This window comes from Melioribacter sulfuriphilus (assembly GCF_052656625.1).
On sequence record NZ_JBQXXK010000007.1, the window covers coordinates 201,956 to 223,738 of the forward strand.

The 21,783-nt window shown below is 36.8% G+C and carries 18 protein-coding genes; 4 read left to right on the plus strand and 14 right to left on the minus strand.

The window, feature by feature from the left end:
• Positions 1-25 precede the first annotated feature (25 nt).
• From ACUN8G_RS11020 to ACUN8G_RS11035, 4 genes are all read left to right on the plus strand, one after another.
• On the plus strand, positions 26-331 hold the full coding sequence (locus ACUN8G_RS11020; protein ID WP_437347386.1) for a hypothetical protein: 306 nt from the start codon (positions 26-28) through the stop codon (positions 329-331).
• 91 nt (positions 332-422) lie between these two features.
• Positions 423-626, plus strand: a complete 204-nt coding sequence (locus ACUN8G_RS11025; protein ID WP_437347385.1) for a heavy-metal-associated domain-containing protein — start codon at positions 423-425, stop codon at positions 624-626.
• 1 nt (position 627) lies between these two features.
• On the plus strand, positions 628-2,835 hold the full coding sequence (locus ACUN8G_RS11030) for a heavy metal translocating P-type ATPase (protein WP_437347384.1): 2,208 nt from the start codon (positions 628-630) through the stop codon (positions 2,833-2,835).
• Between the two features lie 98 nt (positions 2,836-2,933).
• The gene (locus ACUN8G_RS11035) at positions 2,934-4,289 is read left to right on the plus strand and encodes an MFS transporter (protein WP_437347383.1); all 1,356 of its coding nucleotides are present in this window, start codon (positions 2,934-2,936) and stop codon (positions 4,287-4,289) included.
• On the opposite strand, the gene ACUN8G_RS11040 is transcribed toward ACUN8G_RS11035, so the two are convergent.
• The 14 genes from ACUN8G_RS11040 to sufC form a co-directional block, all read right to left on the minus strand.
• A complete protein-coding gene (locus tag ACUN8G_RS11040) occupies positions 4,279-5,337 on the minus strand; it encodes an N-acetylmuramoyl-L-alanine amidase family protein (protein WP_437347382.1) in 1,059 nt (352 codons plus the stop codon). The two genes, ACUN8G_RS11035 and ACUN8G_RS11040, sit on opposite strands and share 11 nt — an antisense overlap.
• The gene (locus ACUN8G_RS11045; protein ID WP_437347381.1) at positions 5,316-8,843 is read right to left on the minus strand and encodes a UvrD-helicase domain-containing protein; all 3,528 of its coding nucleotides are present in this window, start codon (positions 8,841-8,843) and stop codon (positions 5,316-5,318) included. Before ACUN8G_RS11045 ends, ACUN8G_RS11040 begins: the two co-directional genes overlap by 22 nt.
• Positions 8,840-12,562, minus strand: coding sequence for a sensor histidine kinase (locus ACUN8G_RS11050; protein WP_437347380.1), 3,723 nt, complete (start codon positions 12,560-12,562; stop codon positions 8,840-8,842). The genes ACUN8G_RS11045 and ACUN8G_RS11050 overlap by 4 nt, the downstream gene beginning before the upstream one ends.
• Before the next feature lie 5 nt (positions 12,563-12,567).
• Positions 12,568-12,978, minus strand: a complete 411-nt coding sequence (locus ACUN8G_RS11055; RefSeq protein ID WP_437347379.1) for a DUF4783 domain-containing protein — start codon at positions 12,976-12,978, stop codon at positions 12,568-12,570.
• A 137-nt stretch (positions 12,979-13,115) separates the two neighbouring features.
• On the minus strand, positions 13,116-13,931 hold the full coding sequence (locus ACUN8G_RS11060) for a hypothetical protein (protein ID WP_437347378.1): 816 nt from the start codon (positions 13,929-13,931) through the stop codon (positions 13,116-13,118).
• Between the two features lie 131 nt (positions 13,932-14,062).
• Complete coding sequence (locus ACUN8G_RS11065) at positions 14,063-15,352, minus strand: dihydroorotase (RefSeq protein ID WP_437347377.1); 1,290 nt, start codon at positions 15,350-15,352, stop codon at positions 14,063-14,065.
• A 12-nt stretch (positions 15,353-15,364) separates the two neighbouring features.
• Complete coding sequence (locus tag ACUN8G_RS11070) at positions 15,365-16,285, minus strand: aspartate carbamoyltransferase catalytic subunit (protein ID WP_437347376.1); 921 nt, start codon at positions 16,283-16,285, stop codon at positions 15,365-15,367.
• Between the two features lie 7 nt (positions 16,286-16,292).
• Positions 16,293-16,844: a bifunctional pyr operon transcriptional regulator/uracil phosphoribosyltransferase PyrR gene (pyrR, locus tag ACUN8G_RS11075; protein ID WP_437347375.1), complete on the minus strand. Its 552-nt coding sequence runs from the start codon at positions 16,842-16,844 to the stop codon at positions 16,293-16,295.
• Between the two features lie 166 nt (positions 16,845-17,010).
• The gene (locus tag ACUN8G_RS11080; RefSeq protein ID WP_437347374.1) at positions 17,011-17,469 is read right to left on the minus strand and encodes an Rrf2 family transcriptional regulator; all 459 of its coding nucleotides are present in this window, start codon (positions 17,467-17,469) and stop codon (positions 17,011-17,013) included.
• Between the two features lie 11 nt (positions 17,470-17,480).
• On the minus strand, positions 17,481-18,011 hold the full coding sequence (locus ACUN8G_RS11085) for a BrxA/BrxB family bacilliredoxin (RefSeq protein WP_437347373.1): 531 nt from the start codon (positions 18,009-18,011) through the stop codon (positions 17,481-17,483).
• A 19-nt stretch (positions 18,012-18,030) separates the two neighbouring features.
• Entirely contained in the window at positions 18,031-18,345 is a 315-nt protein-coding gene (locus ACUN8G_RS11090; protein WP_437347372.1) for an SUF system Fe-S cluster assembly protein, read from the minus strand.
• Positions 18,346-18,348: 3 nt separating this feature from the next.
• On the minus strand, positions 18,349-19,599 hold the full coding sequence (locus ACUN8G_RS11095; RefSeq protein ID WP_437347371.1) for an aminotransferase class V-fold PLP-dependent enzyme: 1,251 nt from the start codon (positions 19,597-19,599) through the stop codon (positions 18,349-18,351).
• Positions 19,600-19,619: 20 nt separating this feature from the next.
• Complete coding sequence (gene sufD, locus ACUN8G_RS11100; RefSeq protein ID WP_437347370.1) at positions 19,620-20,963, minus strand: Fe-S cluster assembly protein SufD; 1,344 nt, start codon at positions 20,961-20,963, stop codon at positions 19,620-19,622.
• Positions 20,964-20,982: 19 nt separating this feature from the next.
• On the minus strand, positions 20,983-21,747 hold the full coding sequence (sufC, locus tag ACUN8G_RS11105) for a Fe-S cluster assembly ATPase SufC (RefSeq protein ID WP_437347369.1): 765 nt from the start codon (positions 21,745-21,747) through the stop codon (positions 20,983-20,985).
• Positions 21,748-21,783: the final 36 nt, after the last annotated feature.

The following is a 21,783-nucleotide window of genomic DNA, read 5'->3' on the forward strand; positions in this document are numbered from 1 at the left end:
AGAAGTAATTTGTATATTTTGGGTTATGGAATTAATACCTATTATATACAAATTACTTCTGGTAGTTTTATTTCTCTCCCTTTTAAGTATCGGGATATCATACCTAAAAAACAGACGTACAAAAACCGAAGAGCCTAAAGAAACAAAAACCTATACAGTAAAAAAGATTCTCCCTCACCCACCTCCGAATCCAGCGCCAAAGAGCGACCCAATCAAAAAAGAAGAAAAGTTTTATAAGCCGCTTGTAACCAATTCGGGTATAAAAGATAAGAATATGGAAAATCCCCGCATTGAGATTATTAAGGACCTTAAATCAAAAGGGAAAAAATAATTTAATTTTCCCACTTTCATTTACTATCTCGTTCCAAGAAAAAGAACAAAATTAATTAAAAAACTGTTAATGCATAAAAATGGAGAAAATAATGCAGAGCAAAGAATTCAAGATTGAAGGGATGAGCTGCCAGCATTGTGTAATGGCAGTAAAGAAAGAACTATCTTCGCTTAATCTGGAATCGGCGGAGGTAGAAATCGGCAAAGCAAAAGTAATTTTTGACGAGACAAAAGTAACTGAAGAACAAATTATTAATGCGATCGAAGAAGCTGGATATAAAGTAATTGAAAACTGAGATGAAAAACTATAAACTCCCCGTCGAGGGGATGACATGCGCAAGTTGCGTTACGCGTGTAGAGAAAATAATCGGAAAATTCGATGGCGTAAAAAATGTCAACGTTAATCTTGCAACCGAATCCGTTTCGTTTGAAACGGAAAAAGAAGTCGACCTAATTAAAATTGCTGAAGCAGTAAAAGAATATGGCTATCAATTACGAATTGATGCTCTGAAAAATGAAAACAATTCTGCAGAACAGGAAACGGATAGATACTATTTGGAACTAAAGAAGGAATTTTATTTTGCCCTTGCTTTTACAATCCCGATTTTCATAATTAGTATGATAATGGAGTACGACTTTTTTTATAAGTCATTCCCGTTGAACAAAACTCAAACCGAGAAGATTCTTTTTCTTTTGACCACTCCAGTTATTTTCATATCAGGGAAACGCTTTTATTACTCTTTCTGGAATAATCTCAAGCATTTTGCGTTCGATATGAATTCTTTAGTTGCTATTGGAACCGGCGCTGCTTACAGTTACAGTACAATCGCAATATTATTTCCCGAATTTTTCCATAGGCAACCACACGTCTATTTCGATACGTCGGTTGTAATCATTACGTTGATTTTAATGGGAAAATTACTCGAGCACAACTCTAAACGAAAAACTAATACGGCTATTCGTAAATTACTCGAGTTACAACCCAAGACCGCAAGAATTCTGATTGACGGAGAAGAAAAAGAAGTTAATATAACGGATTTGAAGTCGGGCGATATTGTCGTAATCCGCCCGGGCGAAAAAATTCCTGCCGACGGAATAATTATCACCGGCACTTCATCGGTTGACGAATCAATGATTACCGGCGAAAGCCTTCCAGTTGAAAAAACTGCAGGTTCTAAAGTTGTTGGAGGCACAATCAATAAATACGGAACGTTCAATTTCAAAGTCACTCAAACTGGAGAGAACAGCATACTGGGCAAAATTATACAAATGGTGGAAAGTGCCCAGGCAAGCAAACCGCCAATACAAAAGCTCGTCGATAAGATTGCGGCTGTTTTTGTGCCTGCAGTAATAATCGCCGCTGTATTGACTTTCTTGGGATGGTATATCTTCTCAAACGGCCATTCGATCAGTAGAGCTATGATTAACTTCGTCGCTGTACTGATTGTCGCCTGTCCCTGTGCTCTTGGCCTGGCAACTCCCACGGCAATCATTGTAAGTTTGGGAAAAGGTGCCTCGAATGGAATATTAATTAAAGACAGCGAAAGCATTGAACTGGCACATAAATTATCCGTAATTATTTTCGACAAAACCGGCACAATTACAGAGGGCAAACCTTCGGTCAAAGAAATTATTACTCTGAATAATTACGACAAAGAAGAACTTCTTCTTTATACAGCATCTCTCGAAAGGAAGTCAGAACACCCAATTGCAAAAGCAATTACAGAATACACGAATAATAAAAACCTCTATGAACCACAAACTTTCAAAAGTCTAACAGGTTTTGGAATTTCGGGCATAGTTAACGACAAACCAGTAATTGTTGGTAATCTTAAACTATTGAAAGAATTTTCCATAATTACAAACAATGACGAAAATATTTATAATGAACTTTCCCAAAAAGGGAATACAATTATATGTGCTGCAATTGATGGAAAACTTGCGGGTTTTATAATTATAGAAGACAAAATAAAACCCGAAGCTCCAGAAGTGATTGCGGCTCTAAAAAAAATGAATATTAAAACAGTTTTGTTAACCGGAGATAACAAAGCCACAGCCGAAAACATTGGCGGGATGATCGGATTTGATGCTATACATGCTGAAGTGTTACCCGATCAGAAAGTAGAAATTGTGAAGAAATATCAGAACAAAGGCGACAATAAAATCGTGGCTATGATAGGCGACGGCATTAACGACGCCCCAGCACTGGCTCGGGCAAATTTAAGTATTGCAATCGGTACAGGTACAGATATTGCAATCGAAACGGCTCAAATTACACTCACCGGAGGAAAACTAACGGGTGTCATCAAAGCAATTAACCTGTCGCGCGCTACGATTAAAACAATTAAACAAAATCTCTTCTGGGCATTTATTTATAACACTCTACTGATTCCGCTGGCAGCATTGGGTATGCTTAATCCGATGATTGCAGCTCTTGCAATGTCATTTAGTTCTGTCTCAGTCGTTACCAATTCACTCCGTTTGAAAAACAGTAAACTTGATTAACACCCCACGAAAAAATTTATACCTTACAGAATTGAGTTTCATAATTAGTTCAAATTCTATAAATTAGTTTTTCCCTTATAACCAAGTGAGGAATGTTGATGGAAAAGAATAGCAAAACAGTTACTGCTGGACAAAGCTGGAAATTTCCAAAAGAATTCTGGCTTGCTAATTTTATGGAATTATGTGAACGCGCAGCTTACTACGGTTTTTTTATTGTTCTAACACTTTACCTGACAGATATTGTCGGTTTTTCAGATACAGAAACTGGAATTGTGGCAGGTGTATTTTATGCATTGCTTTATTTCCTGCCTCCTTTCGCAGGTGCAATATCTGATAAAATTGGTTTTAAGAAAGGTTTAATTCTCGCTTTTGCCCTTCTTACAATTGGCTATTCCCTGTTGGGAGTTTATCATGAAAAAATTCCAGTACTTTTTTTTCTATTTATTGTTCTCGTTGGTGGTTCATTTATAAAACCTCTGATCACAGGTACTGTAGCAAAGACGACTTCCGAAGAAACCCGGGCACGTGGCTATGCCCTCTTTTATTGGATAGTTAATATAGGCGCATTTAGCGGAAAAACTTTTGTTCCGTATGTAAGACAGGGAATTGGTCTGGAATATGTCAATTTCTTTTCCGCAGGGATGTCGTTTCTTGCTATGCTCTTTGCTATTTTCTTTTATAATCAAAACGACGCATCCTACACTACGAAAACTATTAAAGACGTAATAAATTCGTTAAAAAAAATAATGACCTCACCGAGGTTATTATTATTGATACTCATTGTCAGCGGTTTCTGGACAATACAGCACCAGCTTTATGCAACCATGCCGAAGTATGTAATTCGTCTTTTAGGTGAAGATGCTCGTCCGGAATGGCTGGCAAATGTAAACCCAGCTGTTGTAGTTTTATTTGTTGTTCTGATAACAAATTTAATGAAAAAACAAAAGGCAGTTACATCGATGTTAGTCGGGATGCTTTTAATGCCTTTTTCGGCATTGGCAATGTCGGGCAGTCAATGGCTGGAAGGAATTACAGGACCTTCAGTTTCTATACTGGGTTTTTTGACAATGCATCCTCTAACTATCATGATGATAATTGGAATAGCAATTCAGGGACTGGCTGAATGTTTTATATCTCCCAGATTTTTAGAATACTTTTCTCTTCAAGCGCCAAAAGGAGAAGAAGGAGTTTATCTTGGATTCAGTCATTTGCATTCTTTTTTATCGGCACTGGCAGGATTTACAATGTCTGGCTTTTTACTGGACGCCTACTGCCCCGACCCAAAAACTTTACCAGCGGGCATAAGTGCTGCAGAAAAAGTAATTTATTACCAGAATGCACACGTCATCTGGTATTATTTTGTAGGCATCGGACTTGTAGCAGCAATTGCATTGTTCATCTTCAAGATTGTAACAGAAAGAATCGATAATCGCAATGCCACTATCAATCACTGAAAAAAAGATATTTCTGGTCGCTGCAATAGACAACAAATTTTTTATGATAAGGGAACGAATGTTTGCCTTTTTTATTAGCACAAATTATTCTAACGGGGATTTCTCCGCAAGGCTCTATTCGTTCCTTTATTTTTAAGACATTTTTCAACGTGTCATAGTCAAAACTCTTTTTCAATTTATTAATATAGACTTCGGTCTTTTCAAAGTCGATTCCATATTTATCGGACAATTTAAAAGATGCTTCGACTGTATCGTTTTCATAATTCAAACTCTCCGGCAAAAACGTTATTTGAGGAATGCTCGTCATAAAGTACTTCGCAAGTCCGCGGAATATACCCCATGCCTGTATCTTATTGAAAGTATCGTCGTTTAATCTAAGAATTTCAAGCCTGCTGGTATGAAAACCACATTCTACAAGTATGGCTGGAATTTTTGATTTGCGCAGAACATAAAAACCCTCGCCCGGATAAATTACATAGTCAGAATAAGTACCGTCAAACGAACCGAGTCCTCCTGGATTTCCCATTACATACGATAAATCCCGCTGGATATATTTTGCAAGGTCGTTGTTACATGGCTCATATTCATAATGACCTGGCGATGCATGATAAAACGTGGAAGTATAATTTGTATAATTATCGTCTGAATTTGAAGATGCATTGTGATGAATGCTTATGAATAATTCTGCCTGAGTTGAATCCGCCAGATCAATTCTTTTCTGCAGCGGGACAGTAATATCCGACGTTCTCGACATGTATACTTCCGCTCCTGCCATTTCAAGATATTGCTTGAGATAGAGTGCCACTCTAAGGTTGACATCCGCCTCAATAATTTTACCATCACGGCTTTTGTTTTTTCTATCCTCGCCGCCGTGTCCCGGATCGACAAATATTTTCCTGTTCTTCAGGAATTCAGAATATTTTTTTATAGTCTTTATCCTGACCGCCTCTTCTTTCCAGTCGGGGGGCATTTCGTAAAGCGGGAATTCAACGGCAGCACAGCCCGAAAGATAGATCACCGCTATTGCTATGAAAAGGACTTTATACATTTCCCACCTTTGAGCGCATAGTGGCATTTTCTGCAATGATTTAAATTAGGTGAGTAATCCGATTTATTAATTTTATCGATTGTACTTCTGATTACATTACCAAATTGTTCCACTTCCTTTCTCGTTAAGTCTTTTTTTACACTAATATCTGGATGCTTGATAAAAATGAGTCTCACTTCGTAACGATTTACTTCTGGATACACTTTACTTATAAGATAAGCATAAAACTTTAACTGCGGGAAATAATTTTCAGCTTTTGAATGAATCTCATTTTCATCAACATTATCAGTTTTGTAATCGACGATAATCAATTTATCATTTTCAAATATCAACTTGTCGATTATGCCGTAAAGATAATTTTTCCCATCCTGCGCATAAAACTCGGCCTCGTTAATGTAAGACTTATATTTCTGTAATTCGTCATAAGTACTCGATTCATAAAACTTTTTAAGGTCGTTGAGTATATTTTTTTTCATTTCTTCAATTGAGTGGTGTATCATTTCTCTTTGCAGTAAATCTGAAAGCTGTTTTTCGATCTCTTCATATTTAGTTTCTTTTTCAAGAATTGCATGAATTATTCTGCCCTTGACGTCGGAGTAGCTTTTAACTTCATCATCTTCATTGTCCTTGAAATCATAATTAAATTCTTTTTGCTTTACAATTTCAAAAGTGAGAGAATAGCCGAGCTCATAGATTAATTGATATTTAATCGGGCATTGATTAAAGATTGCAATTTTAGTTGCGGAAATTATTTCTTTTTCCGGTTCATCTTCAATCTCACCAATTAATGGCTTTTTCTCGATAGTATTATTTTTTGAACTTTCATAAATCGAATCTTGATACGATAAATTTCTATGCACAGGAATTTTGAGTTCCATTTTTTTACTGTATACATCAATTTCTTTAGAGTCGAGGTTCATAAATTCAACTTCATCATATAAATTTATTTCCTCAATGCCATCGATGTTTTCAATTTTCAAACCATTAGATAGTAAATCCATAAAGGAATTTTTTTTGATATCATTTCTTGAAGAAGTGATAAAAAGATAATTTTCTGCTCTTGTCAATGCAACATAAAACAATCTTTTCATTTCAGCTATCTCTTTCTTTTGAACAATATAGTTATAAAGTGTTTCAATCGAATTCGATTTTTTCTCACCCGTAAAATCATAGTCTGTATACACCTTTGAAATAATACCCAGTTGTTTATCAATACCAATTCCATCATATCCTCCGCTCGTTTCATTTGCACCGAAGACAAATACGGCTTTGTATTCAAGCCCTTTAGCCTGATGAATGGTCAGTAAATTAACGGCATTTTGATTTTTAGATACGGCTGCCTGACTTTCGTCTTCGAAATTTTCGATATAGTTTCTCAGTGCTTCTCTGAAATCATAGAGGTTCACAAAGTTTTTTATCGTGAAATTTCTTGCAATTGCGATAAGTTTATTGAGATTAGCCAGTTGTTGTTCGGCGTCTCTTTTTGACGATATTACAGCCCAGTAACCAGTATCGAGCAATATCCTTCTTATAAGTGCATACGGTTTTTCAAAAGTTGCCAGTCGAATATGCTCGGCTAATAAACTCGCTACCTGTTTATATTTTTCATCAGTCTTGGAAATGTTAATAAGTTTTTCATAAAACGAGTTTCCTTTCGTCATAGAAATTTCGAGCAATTCGGAATCTGAAATCGAATAAAAGGGCGAACGCAAAATACCGACCAAAGCTGCATCGTTTTCCCTGTTGATAATAAACGATAAATAATTAAAGACATCACCGACAACCTGCTGCTGATAGAAACCTCTGCCACCTACAATTGAATAAGGAATCTCTCTTTTAATAAATTCAGTTTCCAAACGATCGAAAAGTTTTCTTTTTCTGCAAAGTATTCCAATATCGCCGGGATTTAATTTTTCATAGTTCAGTAATTCGTATATTTTATCGGCTACCAGCATTTCTTCACTTATCTCTCCACCATTGGCAATGAGCAATTCAACTTTTCCCTTTTCGGTCTCGGGTCGGGCGCAAATTAATTTGTCGTACTTAACTTCGTTGAACAGGTTTCTGAGTTCTTCATTCTTAACCGAGAATAGATTCTCAAACAATTTATTTACAAATAGAACAATTGGCGGCGACAGTCTAAAGCTGTGAGGTAATGTAAGAACAGCCCCTCCTTCTCTCTTCGATTCGATGACATTTCTTGTCTTGTTAAAAACCTCGAGTTCAGCATTCCTGAACATGTAAATACTCTGCTTTTCGTCGCCCACAACGAACAAATTTCCGTGTTTCAAAAAATCGAGTATCGGCATGAAAATATTATATTGCAATTCGTTTGTATCTTGATACTCATCAATCATTATGTATTTATAACGCGTCCTGAGATATTCCCTTGCAGATTCCAGTTTCACAACTTTTTCTGTAAGCAGAAGGATATCTTCGAAATCAACGTAACCTCTTGCTTTTTTCTTATTGTTATATAATTCAATTACTTTTTCAACAACATGTATAAAGGCTTTCCCAAACTCTATTAATTTAATAATCACGTTATCTTCCCAGTCACAATCGATGATATTATTAAAATCTGAAAGGAAGTTTTCAATGGTCTGAATTTCTCTTTGTACTGTTTCTCGTTCTTTATTGAGATAACCTCTGTTGGACAATTTCCTGGTTGAACTTGTTAAAATAATACTCTTCAGTTCTCTCAAATTGGATAGAAGAGCAGGCAAATTTTCTTGTGTTAACTGTCTGCTTAAAATTATATCCACAGACGATATTAAACTTGAAGAAGGATTTACTTCTTTAACTTTTCTATTTACCGTTTCAACCGCATTTAAGAAGAGATGCAAATCATCGGCAAAAATTAATTTTAATACATGCTCATATATTTGCTTGAGTATCATGAGAATTTCATCAGTAGATTTTGCATAAAATTCATTGATGTTTTCGATAATTTTTCTTTTTGATATCGACTGTTTAATATTAGTTATAAGCTGGTACTTTCCGCCGAAGAATCTGATAAGAAATTTTAAGCGTTCCGATTCTTCAGGAACTTCAATCATATTTTTCAGTGCATCATCTATACAAATTTCGAGTAAATCGTCGGCTTCGGATTGTTCGATAGGAATAAAATTGGCGTCGAGATTTGCTTCGGGCGCAAATTCACGTAGTATGTTTAGACAAAAGGAGTGAATCGTTGAAATGTTTGCATTAACCAGCTGGCTCCGCAGAGATTCAATTACTTTTCTCTTGGTAAAATTAGTTTCGTTTTTAATCCTTTCTTCTATTTCGATAGCTATTCGTTTCTGCAATTCCCCAGCTGCCTTGTCGGTAAAAGTAATTGCAACAATATTTTCGATATCGACATTGCCGGAAAGATTCTCGTTAAGAAGGATATCAACATATCTTCTGGCAAAGACAAAGGTTTTTCCAGCTCCAGCATTTGCAGTCAATAAAATATTTTTATCGTATCGAAGTGCTTTATCCTGAAAGGGAGTTAATTTCTTCATGGCTTTGGTTTAATCAATTTTATTTTAAATATGGTACCTTCCTTCGAGGTTTTAGTCAATTCAATTGTGCCGCCAATGCTTTCAATGAATCGGCGAGAGAGCTTTAGCCCCAAGCCCATTCCTTGCTTTTTTGTAGTAAACTTTTCCTCGAAAATTTTATCGATAAATTCTTCTTCAATCCCTTCACCGTCGTCTTCAACCGTTATTTCATAAATATTATCAAATTCTTTGACGTCGACTATAATATTTTTTGCCTTAGCCTGAACGGAATTTCTGAACAGATTAACAAATGTTCTCGTAAAGTGTTGTTCATCACCTTCAACAATAATTTGTTCAGATGATTTAATAAAATTTATGTTAATCCTTTCCGATTGAAACAGATCGATTACCGATTCAATAATTTTGACCAGGTCTATTTTTGAAATATTTAGTCTTGGCATTCTTGCAAAGTTAGAAAACTCCGAAGCGATATTTGTAAGAAGCTCAATCTGGTTTATGACGGTATTGGTAACTTTATCGAAGATAGTATCGAATTTAGGCGATTTGTCTTTATAAGCAGCAATTAATTGTTGAACAGATAATTTAATAGGCGTCAAAGGATTTTTAATTTCGTGCGCCACCTGTCGTGCCATTTCTTTCCATGCAGATTCTCTTTCCATCATTGCCAGTTCTTCCTGATTTTCTTTCAGACGCTGGACCATCATATTGAATCCTCTGGTTAAATCGCCAATTTCCCCTGTATACTTTCCTTCTATTTTTATGCTGAGGTCGCCGCCCGACAACGACTTGGTTGCATTTGTCAATTTAATTATCGGTTGAGATATTTGATTTGCCAGCAGTGTACTCAATAAAATAAGCAAAATGGAACTTAAAGATAAAATACCAAACATGAATACGTCAAGTTCTATATCCGACAATGGTAATGAGATGTCGTTAAAGAAATCATTTATTTCAAGAATATATTCTTCGTTTTCATTTGTAATTTTTGTATAGAGTGAATTATACTGAATTCCTTCAAAGATACTCCTCAAAAATGTTATGTGTTTATTTCTCTTTTCGATTTCAGAATGTGCTTTATACTTAATCAAAGGAGGTATTAGACCTGACTTATAATAATAAGGCTGTGTCGAATAAAAATATTTTTCTTTTTCAAATACGGTAAACTCAATTGACAAATCGTGAGCAGCTTTTTCAAGTAGCGATTCACTTTTAATCCGTCCCGAATAATTATCCAGATAATTTTTTATCTGAATTGCATACTCTTCAAGTCTTTTCTTAATCAATTCATTGTTCTTCGTCTCGATAAGATTTTTAATATAAACACTCGTAATCAACAACGGGACAACGGAGACAAGCAGAAATCCCGCAATCAATCTCGCTTTATAGCTTTCGAAAAGGCGCAGAGTTTTTTTGTAATTCAGTATTGAGAGTACTAATACCATCATAAAGATAATAAACACGTGTATGAAAAAGACTTTGAAAAAGTCGGATATTTTCCACGATACATTTTTTTCTTCTTTACCTACTCCCACAATCATGCCGGACATTTTAGTAACATAAAAAAGGTATTCTTCCCCATCTATATTTGCGGAAATCCACTCTTCTGAATTTTTTAATTCAGAGATTTGCATGAGTCGATTTAAAAAATTGTTATCTGATTTTATTTTGTCGGTTGAGGATTTTAATATCCCTCCATCTAAATAGGCAACCACCAATCTATTCGGATCAATAACGTCCGAAATAAGTGAGCGTTTTTTAACTATAAATTCGGGCATTGCAGCAAAGCTTAGATTCACCCGGTTGTAGACAACTCCCACCTCGGCATAGCCTGCTTTGTAGTTATTTATGAACAGTGGTGCTACTCCGCGAATTATTTTAGAATCTCCAAAAATGCTCGGTGTTTGAATCAAGACTACGGAATCGGTTTGCTGCGGCTTTGTGGTAATTAACCGTTCAATATTATCATTAGTCAAATAACTACCAGCAGGTTTTCCGTCGACGTAAAAAAAACGGATGAACGATTGTACATTTTCGTTATAAAGAAGACTTTTGTTCCACGCAAGAAAGGCTCGGGCATTCATCCTGTTGCCAAACTCATCATCTAACTCTGTATTCAATTGATTCAGTGTTTGCATTACCATAAAGGAATAAATATTCTCGTCGTTACGTGTAAGTTCAAGTGAAGTTGTTTTGAGCGATTCTTTTTCGAGCTCTGAATTATAATGTATCAATAAACTCACGACCAACACCGAGGCAAGCAATGAGTATAAGACAAAACGCTTAAGCTGACGTGGATTGTTTTTTAAAACAACATAAGCCACAAGCACAAAAAGGGAAATGTATGTAATTCTGATTTGAGGCGTGCCTTGAGGATTTTTTTGAAAATAATCGAACAGAAATCCAGCAATCTGCAAAAACAAAAAGATGCCACCCAATAGTTTGTAGTAATTCTTTTCTCCCTTATATGGAAAAAAGCCATAGAGCGAAGAGAGCAACAGATACGAAAAAAGGATTGCTGAAAATCCAAGCATCAAGATATTAAGATTCATTACCAGAATGTGGGATTCCGGAATTAAATTGAACTCCCTGAAATATCTAATCGACGAATCAAAAACAACACTTCTAATCGACGCTCCAATTCCTCTTAACGTAAGAAGGAAAAATATAGTGAAAGCAAAGAGGGCTACAAAAAATAATATCCAATTTTTGTTTGTGCCCGGCTTTTCACGAGAATATTCTTCAAAGTAGTTATTACCGATTACTATCAATATCGTACCTGCAATTGCGGTTATAAGAAACTCTGCCGGCGATCTAACGAGTCCAAATGCAAAAGGCGAAGAAAAATTTGACGGATCAGTCAGTGCATTGTGATAATAAGTCGAAGGAATTCCGAGGAGATAAATTATGACCCTACCTCCTCCAATTGTCAATGTCCAGAATACAAATCTTATAATCCTGTTTGAACGCTTTACATATCCAAGCAAAATATGGACAGCAATAAAAAAACAAATCAAAATCAGGACAGACTGAATTGTGTAGATATTTTTTTTCAGGTTGTTAATTTCACTATCGAGCGTAGGATTTTCAATGATTACTTTGCAGAGTAAATTGCCAGTCCGCGATTTATATGCAAATGTTCGATACCTGCCATCCTGAATCTTTGTGCCGCTGTTATTATAATCAATCGTAATATTTGTGCCCGCTTCGATCGACAACGAATCGGTAAAAGAGATTCTACTCTCTTCACCATAGAGATTATATTTTTGTTCGAGTATTTCATACGTAAGAATGTAAAACTTGCTTTTTTTATCAACCAGTGTATCGATGTAAGTTAAATAAATTCGCAAGCCATCGTCGTAAAAAAAGGGCAGACCGGTCTTATGTCTTAATGTTGTTTCAATATCGGCTTCTTTATTCCAGTATATTAAACTGTCTTCTTCGTAAACAAAGACAAAATAATTTGTTGAAAGTGAATTTTCGCGCAGAAGCAGCGGTATTCTTTTTTTAACGTTATTATTAAATGAAATCAAGTTATCGACTTTTTTATCGAGAGCTCCCTCAACCAGTGTTTCCGCCTCTTTTAATTTTTCTTCTAAGCGGACTTTCCACATTTTCTTATCAATAAAATATGGAGCGGCAAAAGCAGAAATAAGCAATAGAAACAAAATAGTAATCAGAGAAATCCACTTAAGATTTGATTTTTCGAAAATGCCCTTCATAAAGGTCAATTAATAGTTATTTGTGAAATGCGCCACTGGTCGCCGTATTTCTGAAGCGATATAAACACCATTGCACTTTTCCTAATACCCCTGTAACTCATTCTCAGTGTGCCAGATGAAAACGGATTGATCGTGTCGGTTACCAGATTATCAATCTTAAATGAAACAGGGCGATATATACCAAAAAAGTCTTTCAGTACGTAATAAGCCTGGTTGGCACTGAAATATCCACTCTTACCGTTGAAGAGACTGATAAAAGTTTTGTCAGCGAAATAATTTGAAAAGCGATCAATTGAGCCTGTGGGCAATCCTTCCTCGATATTTGCGAAGATTCTGCTTATATCGGCATCTCTGTTTTGAGGAAATATTGCGATAGTCACAAAAAATAAAATTGCGGTATGGAACAGTAGTTTCAAGGGCCTTCCAAATTTTGTGAACAAGCAAATCACAATACAAAATATACCAAAAGAAAATAAAAAACACGGACGATAATTTCCCTTCAACTTTTTATGCCCTCTCAAAAAAGTACGGGAAATTAAAGTCCGCACAAAAACTACTGTCCTTTTCGATGTAGAGTAAGATTTTTCCGGTCGATTGATTTCCTGTGGATTTTTAATTGTCTGTTTCCTTCCACAATTTGATAAGCCCAATCGAAAATCATTCTATCACCTGTAATTGAACTAATTCTGACTTTTGCGTATCTGTTGTCCCATGTCCAGATAACATATGTATGACCGGCAATGGCTTCCACATATTTAATATTTTCGCCTTCGTTAATGGGCACCCAACCATCAATTGGAGCAAAGCTAACATCATAGATATCATTTGTTGGACCCATATCCTGAATATCTGTGTCTTCCCACACGTTCAAATAATAGACGCCTTCATATTTTTCAAAGAAAAAATCGGTTCCCTCGTCGTTGTATGGAACTACCGAGAAATTACTAAAATCGTATCCTGAATTTGAAGGCGATACATGTAAATCGAATAATGCCCTGCCGAATCCCTCCGGACGCGGAGTGTCGTAAACAACATCGTAGCTTAATTCACTTTCGTTATTGTTGTAATCGAACGCAGTAACAGCATAATAATAAGTAATACCATTGCGCGCGCCATAGTCCACAAAATAATTGTCGTAAGTTGTACCAATTAACTCATAAGTGCCGTCATATGAATAACTATAATAAACATTATATCCTGCAAGGTCTGGTTCTGTATTTCTCTCCCAGTAGATATCCACGCGGTTATCACCCGTAATTGTATTAATATTTCGGGGCGGCATCGGGGGAATATAATCATATTCCCAATCGTTTATGTTATTACATCCTGCAATCAAGATCATCGCCACTACAAATATCAACTTTTTCATTTTAACCTCTGATTTTGGGATTTTAGGTGCAATAAGAGTGCCAGAATAAAAAAAGGATTTCGCTTAATTCACGAAATCCTTTTTACAAAATTGTGTTCAAAAATGGACAGAGGTGAATAAATTAGAGGAACTCAGATATCAATAAACTTGTCTTCGTAATACATTTTACGTTTATTAATTACCGCCACAGCTTTACCGGTCAGTAGTTTTTTGTCGAACGGTGAATTTTTTGATTTTGATTTGAACCTTGCTACATCAACCGTCCAGATTAAATCTGGATCGATGATCGTAAGATTTGCTTTTTCACCTACTTTGAATTGTGGCACTGGCAGATTGAGAATTTTTCTGGGATTAATCGATAATTTCTCCACAAGCTGTTCCATTGTCATTCTTTTTTTGTGTACCAATTCGCTCAGCGCAAGTCCTAATTCAGTTTCGAGTCCGATAATCCCATTGGGGGCATAGATGAATTCCATCTCTTTTTCTTCAATCGAATGAGGTGCGTGGTCGCTGGCTATACAATCAATAGTTCCATCTTTTAATCCTTCTATTATTGCTTCTACATCTTCGGCAGTTCGAAGTGGAGGACTCATTTTGAAATTAGTGTCATAAGTCTTAAGCGATTCGTCTGTGAGAGTAAAATGGTGTGGAGTTACTTCTGCAGTTACTTTAATATTTCTTTCTTTTGCCCAGCGTACGAGCTCAACCGCTTTTTTTGTACTTATATGAGCTATATGAACTCTGCCGCCTGTATATTCAGCCATCAGGATATCTCTTATAACGATAATATCTTCTGAAACTGAAGGCAGTGGTGGTAGTCCGAGAATAGTAGAATTAATTCCTTCGTTCATTGCTCCGCTGGAAAGAGATTCATCTTCGCAATGTTCAATAATCGGAGCGTCGAACATTTTTGAATATTCTAATGCGTTTTTCAGTACAGCTGCAGTTTTAATTGCAACTCCATCATCCGAGAATCCCACGGCTCCGGCTTCATAGAGTTCAAACATCGGTGAAATTGCTTCGCCCTGTCTTTTCTTTGTGGCTGCAGCTATCGGATAGACTTCGACAAGATGCTCTTTCGATTTTTCTTTTATATAACGGACGATCTCTGCACTGTCGATATCCGGCGTTGTGTTCGGCATACAGGCAATTTCTGTAAATCCACCTGCAGCGGCTGCATTCGAACCGGTTTCAATTGTTTCTTCGTCTTCTCTACCCGGCTCTCTCAAATGGACGTGCATATCAAATAATCCAGGCACACAGTATTTTTTTGCAAAGTCATACACAGTCGACTTTTCATAATCTTCATCCGTTAATTCACCAATCTTTCGTATTATGCCGTCTTCAATAAGGAGATCCTTCTTTTCATTTAATTTTTGAGCTGGATTCAAAAGTGTAGCATCTTTTAGTATAATTTTCATTATTCACCTGAATTAATTCATTGTCCCGAGTAAATAGAGTACTGCCATTCGTATAGCAACTCCGTTAGTTACCTGGTCCAAAATGATTTGATAAGGACCGTCGGCAACTTCGGAAGTAAGTTCCACTCCACGATTAATCGGTCCAGGATGGAGTATCAATATATTCTTATTGTTTTTTTCAAGTCTTTCAGAAGTAATGCCGAAGAAATTATGGTATTCTCTGACGGAGGGTATGCGGCTGCCAGCGTCGCGTTCGAGTTGTATTCTCAATACATTGAGAACATCGTTGTTTTTAATCGCCTCGTCAATATTTTTGCATACTTTCACACCGAGTTCTTCAATTCCGACAGGAATCATTGTCGAAGGACCACATACCGATACATTTGCACCCATAGTTTTCAATCCAAAGATATTCGACATTGCCACGCGACTGTGAGCAACATCTCCAACTATGCAAACGTTCAAGCCTTTTAATGTACCGAACTTTTCTCTTATCGAATACATATCGAGCAAAGCTTGCGTTGGGTGCTCGTGAAGTCCATCGCCAGCATTGATAATATTTGCCTTCGATATTCTTGTCAGGAAATAAGGAATACCAGCCGATTGATGCCTTACAACAATCATATCGACTTTCATAGCTTCGATATTTCGTACAGTATCCTTGAAGCTTTCTCCTTTTTTGGTACTGCTTGTTGAAGTCGAAAAATTCACAGTATCGGCAGAAAGGCGTTTCTGGGCAAGTTCAAAGGAAATACGTGTTCTGGTTGAATTCTCATAAAAAAGATTAACTATTGTTTTGCCCTGGAGTGTGGGCACTTTTTTTATAGGGCGTTCCAGTACTTCCCTAAATGTAGTTGCTGTATCGAGTATTAGCTGTATATCTTCTTTTGGAACGCCATATAATCCAAGCAGGTGTCTGCTAGATAATGACATAAATTACTCACTCTTTGTTGTTAGGAGCATTAACTAAATAGATGGAATCTTCGCCATCGATTTCTTTTAGTTTAACTTTAATTTCTTCATTTATTGATGTTGGTATATTTTTCCCGACAAAATCGGCTTTGATTGGCATTTCGCGGTGTCCTCGATCGACAAGAACACAAAGCTGGATTGTGTTTGGTCTGCCGAGGTCCATAATTGCGTCGAGCGCAGCGCGGACTGTTCTGCCAGTATAAAGAACATCGTCGATGAGAATAATATCCTTTTCGTTTATGTCGAAAGTGATATTTGTAACTGACACTTCAGGCTGTTTCAGACGTGTGCGAAAGTCGTCCCTGTAAAGTGTAATGTCGAGAACGCCGAATGGAGGTTCATAATTATCAATCTCTTTTATTTTATTTTTGATTCTTTCGGCAATATATTCGCCACGGGTTCGCATCCCTATTAATACGATATTCTTCGAACCTTTGTTTTTTTCAATTATTTCATGCGCAAGTCGAGTAATTGTTCTGCGCAACCCTTCTTCGTCAACTATTTTTGCTTTTATGTCCATATAAAAAAAATCCTCGTTGACTTTCGTCGCCGAGGTCCTCTTTTTTGATTATTAAAGTATTTATTTGACTCATTCCTTTTTATCTCGCTGGATAAAATTAAAGGATTATTTTAGGAACAAACTTAATACAATTGAAACAAAAAGTAAACAAACCTAGGTGTGTTGTTCAATATTTTTCTGGTTCCGTTATGATTTCGAAAATATAGTTTTCTGATGCCATCAAATCTTTTATTGTCAGTCTTTCGGTCACCGTATCGATGGAATCCTGGATAACTTTCCAGAGTGAACGGAGGGAGCAATCGATCGAGTTGGTACAAAAGTCGGCAGCGCCCGCATGAGATCGGCAAAACGAATCGTCGTATAATCTACCGCCCAATGATACGAGTACTTCACTTACTTTAATTTCTTCCGGCGGACGTGCCAGTGTATATCCGCCGGTCTGTCCTCGTTCAGCCACAAGAAAACCTCCAAGCCTCAATAACCGCAGTATTTTTCCCACGTTGTGGTGTGAAATCTTTTCGGCGTTTGCAATTTCAGGTATGGTCAAAGATTTACCGACGTGGTAAAATTTAGCAATCCTGAGCAATAATCTAAGACCGTATTCTTCCTGTGCGCTGAATTTCAATTTACTACTCCTTAAGCCAGTGGTATTTTAGAACCGCACATTTTTGCAGTTACGAGTTTATCGTATTTTTCCTTCGGAATCGAAGGACCTTTGCTGGAACAGTGCTGTTCAAAAACTTTTGTCAATTCTTCAGCAATTTCTTCAGCATATCGACCTTCAATGCGATGGCGTGGCAAAAAATAAATCACTTTGCCATTCTTAACCAAAGCCATACAAGGGGATGAAGGAGGATAGTCCCCTAAAATATTTTCCCGTATAAAATCGACTGCATCTCTGTCCTGACCTGCAAATGCAGTAACATATTTATCGGGTATTACAGTATGCTGAAGGGCTAAGGTAGCAGCAGGCCGGGCGCTTCCCGCAGCGCAACCGCAAACGGAATTAATCACAAGAAAAATAGTTTTGTCTATATTTGCAGAAAAAATTTCGCGTGCTTTTTCTGGAGTTGGTATTTCTTCAAAGCCAACATAAGTAAGTTCGTCCCTCATTGGCTGTACAGCTTCAGGGTCGTAAAGTGGTGGCTTTTGATTTATATTAAACATGGTATTCCTTTCTTTTTGATTATAAAAATCCAAGTTCGAGTTTTGCTTCTTCGCTCATTTTATCCATACTCCACGGTGGCTCCCAGACTAAATCGATATAAACGTCTTTAACACCTTTAATTTTTTTTACTTTTTCTTTGACTTCAATGGGTAGACTTTCAGCCACCGGGCAATGAGGCGAAGTAAGAGTCATTTTAATGTATGTATTTCCTTCGTCGTCAATTCGTAATTCGTATATCAATCCCAATTCCCAGATATCAACAGGTATTTCGGGATCGTAACATGTTTTAAGAACTGCAATAACTTCCTGTTCCAGTTTTCCTTTTTCGATCATAATTTACTCGAATATTTTTTTAACTTTCAGTAAGCCTTCATAAAGTTTGTCGACTTCTTCTTTAGTATTGTAAAATGAAAACGAAGCTCGTGCAGTTGCTGGCACTCCAAAACGTTTCATTATTGGTTGAGTGCAGTGATGTCCGGTTCTAATTGCAATACCGTCCGTGTCGATAATTGTACCGATATCGTAGGGATGAATACCTTCGATGACAAATGAAATAACCGATGCTTTTTCGCGGGCAGTGCCAATAATTCTCAAGCCTTCTATCTCCGAAAGACGTTCGGTCGCATATTTTAAGAGCATGTCTTCGTAATTAGATAATTCTGCTCTATCAAATTGGTTTACATAGTCGATTGCAGCACCAAGTCCAATTCCGCCGGCAATATTCGGAGTTCCGGCTTCGAACTTTTTGGGAATATCCTCAAATGTGGTTTTTTCAAAAGTGACGGTTCTGATCATATCACCGCCTCCCTGATAAGGCGGCATCATTTCGAGAAATTCAGTTTTACCATAAAGTACACCGATACCGGTAGGTCCAAAAACTTTGTGACCTGAAAACGCATAAAAGTCTGCATCGAGTTCCTGTACATCCACTTTTAAATGCGACATAGCCTGCGCACCGTCTACCAGCACAGGGATATTTCTCGAATGAGCAATTTCTGTAATCTTTTTAATTGGATTGATTGTGCCGAGTGCATTCGAAATGTGAACTACCGAAACCAGGCGGGTTTTATCCGTTATCATATTTTCAAAAGCTTCGAGGTCAAGTTCGCCTGCGTCGTTAATCGGTATTACCTTCAAGTTTATTTTCTTACGGTCTCTAATTAACTGCCAGGGTACAATATTCGAGTGATGCTCCATGTTGGAGATAATAACTTCATCTCCTTCAGAAAAATACTTTGACCTACACAGACTCGAAGCGACTAAATTTATTGCCTCAGTTGTACCTCTTACGAAAATAATTTCCGATGCGCTGATTGCGTTAATAAACTCTTTTACTTTCAAGCGTGCATTTTCGTACTGTTCCGTTGCAAGTTCACTCAGGAAATAAAGACCTCTGTGTATATTGGCGTTGTCGTACGTATAATAATTTGTCAGAGCGTCGATAACTTTTTGAGGTTTTTGTGTTGTTGCAGCGTTATCCAGATAGACTAGCGGCTTGTCGTTAACTAAGCGTTTTAATATCGGGAAGTCGTTTCTGACTTCTTCGACGTTAAATTCTTTCTTTACGAGTTTTTCTACTCTTTGCACTGTATACCCGTTATATTATGTTAATAACTGACTTCCTGCCTATGTAATTCTTCAAAAATCAAATGATTAATTTGTTCTTTGAGTCCATCAATTTTAATTTCGTCACACACATCAGCAGCAAAGGCACGGATAAGAATAGATTTTGCCAGTTCCTCAGGAACTCCTCTCGAACGGATATAAAATTCAGCTTCCTCGTCGAGATGTCCTACAGTTGCTCCATGTGTACACTTAACATCGTCTGCAAATATTTCCAGTTGAGGTTTGCTATCGATACGTGCCTCGGAAGAAAGTAAGACAGTTTTGTTTTGCTGATATGCATTTGTTTTTTGTGCATCCCGTCGTACTATAATCTTTCCGTTGAATACACCACGAGAATTATCGTCCAGAATTCCTTTGTACAATTCATTGCTGATTGAATTTGGTTTTGCGTGATCTACAAAAGTATGATTGTCGATATGCTGATCTACTTTACCAAGATATAAACCGTAATAATGAGTTTCGATATTTTCGCCATCGAGTTTCGAATTGACGTCGTTACGTGTAAGCTTACCACCGAAATTAATATTATAATGATTTAGTACGCTTCGATCTTTTTGAATTGCCTGAAACTTTTCAATATGGTAAGACGACAGGCTCTCTCTCTGGATTTTATAAATGTCAACCAGACTATCTTCTTCGAGAAATAATTCGGTAACAGCGTCTGTAAAGTAAGACGTTTTCGTGTTGCCATAGTAATTGAATACAATCGCAGCTCGAGTGTTCCTGCCTGCAATAATTAAATTTCTCGGAGCAATCAAGAGATTTTCTTCGGAATCCCCGTTAAGATAAAGCACCTGCAAGGGTTTGCTAAATTCACTCTGATCCCTTAAAAATATTACAACTCCATCCTGCATGTAAATGCCGTTCAAAACATTGAAGAGATTATCGTCACTCGATATTTTTGCAAAATAATTTTCGACAATTTCTTTATGCGACTTGATAAACGAATTGAGATTTTTAATGATGATTTTATCGTCATCCGCAGATATGTCGGATAATTCAGCTGAGTATTTCCCATTTATGAATGTGATAAGATTGTAATCGAAATTGCCGAAGACGATTTTTCTTACATCTTCTTTTGTAAAAGAAGTTTTATAATCTGTCGGCACAGGATTAAATTTATTTTTTCTGGCAAACGATACGTCTGTGTATTTCCATTCCTCATTCTTCGTCGTTGGAAAATCGAGTTCTAAAAATTTTGACAGCGAATTCTTTCGTATATTCTTCAATAAATCATGATTACGGCCATTCATTTGCCTTTCAAACACTTCGAAGTTCTTCAGATACCAATCTTTTATACTTTCGTTTTTGGTTAATTCATTCATCAAAATTCAACTCCTTCGATTAATTGGATTCGAGTTCGACTTCTTCTGGTTTAATCCAGTCGTAGCCTTTTTCTTCGAGTAGCAGAGCAAGTTCTTTACCACCCGATTTTATTATTTTACCGTTATAAAGTACATGAACATAGTCGGGAACGATATAGTTAAGAAGTCTTTGATAGTGAGTAACCACAATAACTGCATTACGCTCGTTATGAAAAACGTTTACACCGTTTGAAACAATTTTAAGCGCATCGATATCGAGTCCCGAATCGGTTTCGTCGAGAATTGCAAGTTTAGGATCGAGCATCAAAAGTTGAAATATTTCGTTTCGCTTTTTTTCGCCGCCCGAAAATCCAACGTTAACTGAACGGCCGATCAAATTATCGTCCATGCCAAGAATTTTCGATTTTTCTTTCATTAAATCGAGGAATTCCTTTGGAGTTAGTTCCGGTAATCCGAGATGCTTCCTCTTTTCATTGAGGGCAGTTTTCAAAAATGTTGCGTTCGAAACACCAGGTATTTCAATTGGATATTGAAAAGCCAGGAAGACGCCCTCCTTTGCTCTTTCATCAGGTTCCATTTCTAGAAGGTTCTTGCCTTCGAAAATTATTTCACCCTCGGTTACTTCATAATTAGAATTACCGGCTAAGATATTGGCAAGTGTACTTTTACCTGAGCCATTCGGTCCCATTATCGCATGAACCTCGCCGGCTTTGATTTCGAGGTCAATTCCTTTTAGAATTTCTTTTCCTTCGACTGTAGCATGTAAGTTTTTAATTGTTAGCATTTTATATCCTTTATTTCCTGTTTACGTTAATAACTG

Coding starts and splice junctions, on each gene's coding strand:
- ACUN8G_RS11020 (WP_437347386.1), top strand. CDS start 26: ATGGAATTAATACCTATTATATACAAATTACTTCTGGTAGTTTTATTT.
- ACUN8G_RS11025 (WP_437347385.1), top strand. CDS start 423: ATGCAGAGCAAAGAATTCAAGATTGAAGGGATGAGCTGCCAGCATTGT.
- ACUN8G_RS11030 (WP_437347384.1), top strand. CDS start 628: ATGAAAAACTATAAACTCCCCGTCGAGGGGATGACATGCGCAAGTTGC.
- ACUN8G_RS11035 (WP_437347383.1), top strand. CDS start 2,934: ATGGAAAAGAATAGCAAAACAGTTACTGCTGGACAAAGCTGGAAATTT.
- ACUN8G_RS11040 (WP_437347382.1), bottom strand. CDS start 5,337: ATGTATAAAGTCCTTTTCATAGCAATAGCGGTGATCTATCTTTCGGGC.
- ACUN8G_RS11045 (WP_437347381.1), bottom strand. CDS start 8,843: ATGAAGAAATTAACTCCCTTTCAGGATAAAGCACTTCGATACGATAAA.
- ACUN8G_RS11050 (WP_437347380.1), bottom strand. CDS start 12,562: ATGAAGGGCATTTTCGAAAAATCAAATCTTAAGTGGATTTCTCTGATT.
- ACUN8G_RS11060 (WP_437347378.1), bottom strand. CDS start 13,931: ATGAAAAAGTTGATATTTGTAGTGGCGATGATCTTGATTGCAGGATGT.
- ACUN8G_RS11065 (WP_437347377.1), bottom strand. CDS start 15,352: ATGAAAATTATACTAAAAGATGCTACACTTTTGAATCCAGCTCAAAAA.
- ACUN8G_RS11070 (WP_437347376.1), bottom strand. CDS start 16,285: ATGTCATTATCTAGCAGACACCTGCTTGGATTATATGGCGTTCCAAAA.
- pyrR (WP_437347375.1), bottom strand. CDS start 16,844: ATGGACATAAAAGCAAAAATAGTTGACGAAGAAGGGTTGCGCAGAACA.
- ACUN8G_RS11085 (WP_437347373.1), bottom strand. CDS start 18,011: ATGTTTAATATAAATCAAAAGCCACCACTTTACGACCCTGAAGCTGTA.
- ACUN8G_RS11090 (WP_437347372.1), bottom strand. CDS start 18,345: ATGATCGAAAAAGGAAAACTGGAACAGGAAGTTATTGCAGTTCTTAAA.
- sufD (WP_437347370.1), bottom strand. CDS start 20,963: ATGAATGAATTAACCAAAAACGAAAGTATAAAAGATTGGTATCTGAAG.
- sufC (WP_437347369.1), bottom strand. CDS start 21,747: ATGCTAACAATTAAAAACTTACATGCTACAGTCGAAGGAAAAGAAATT.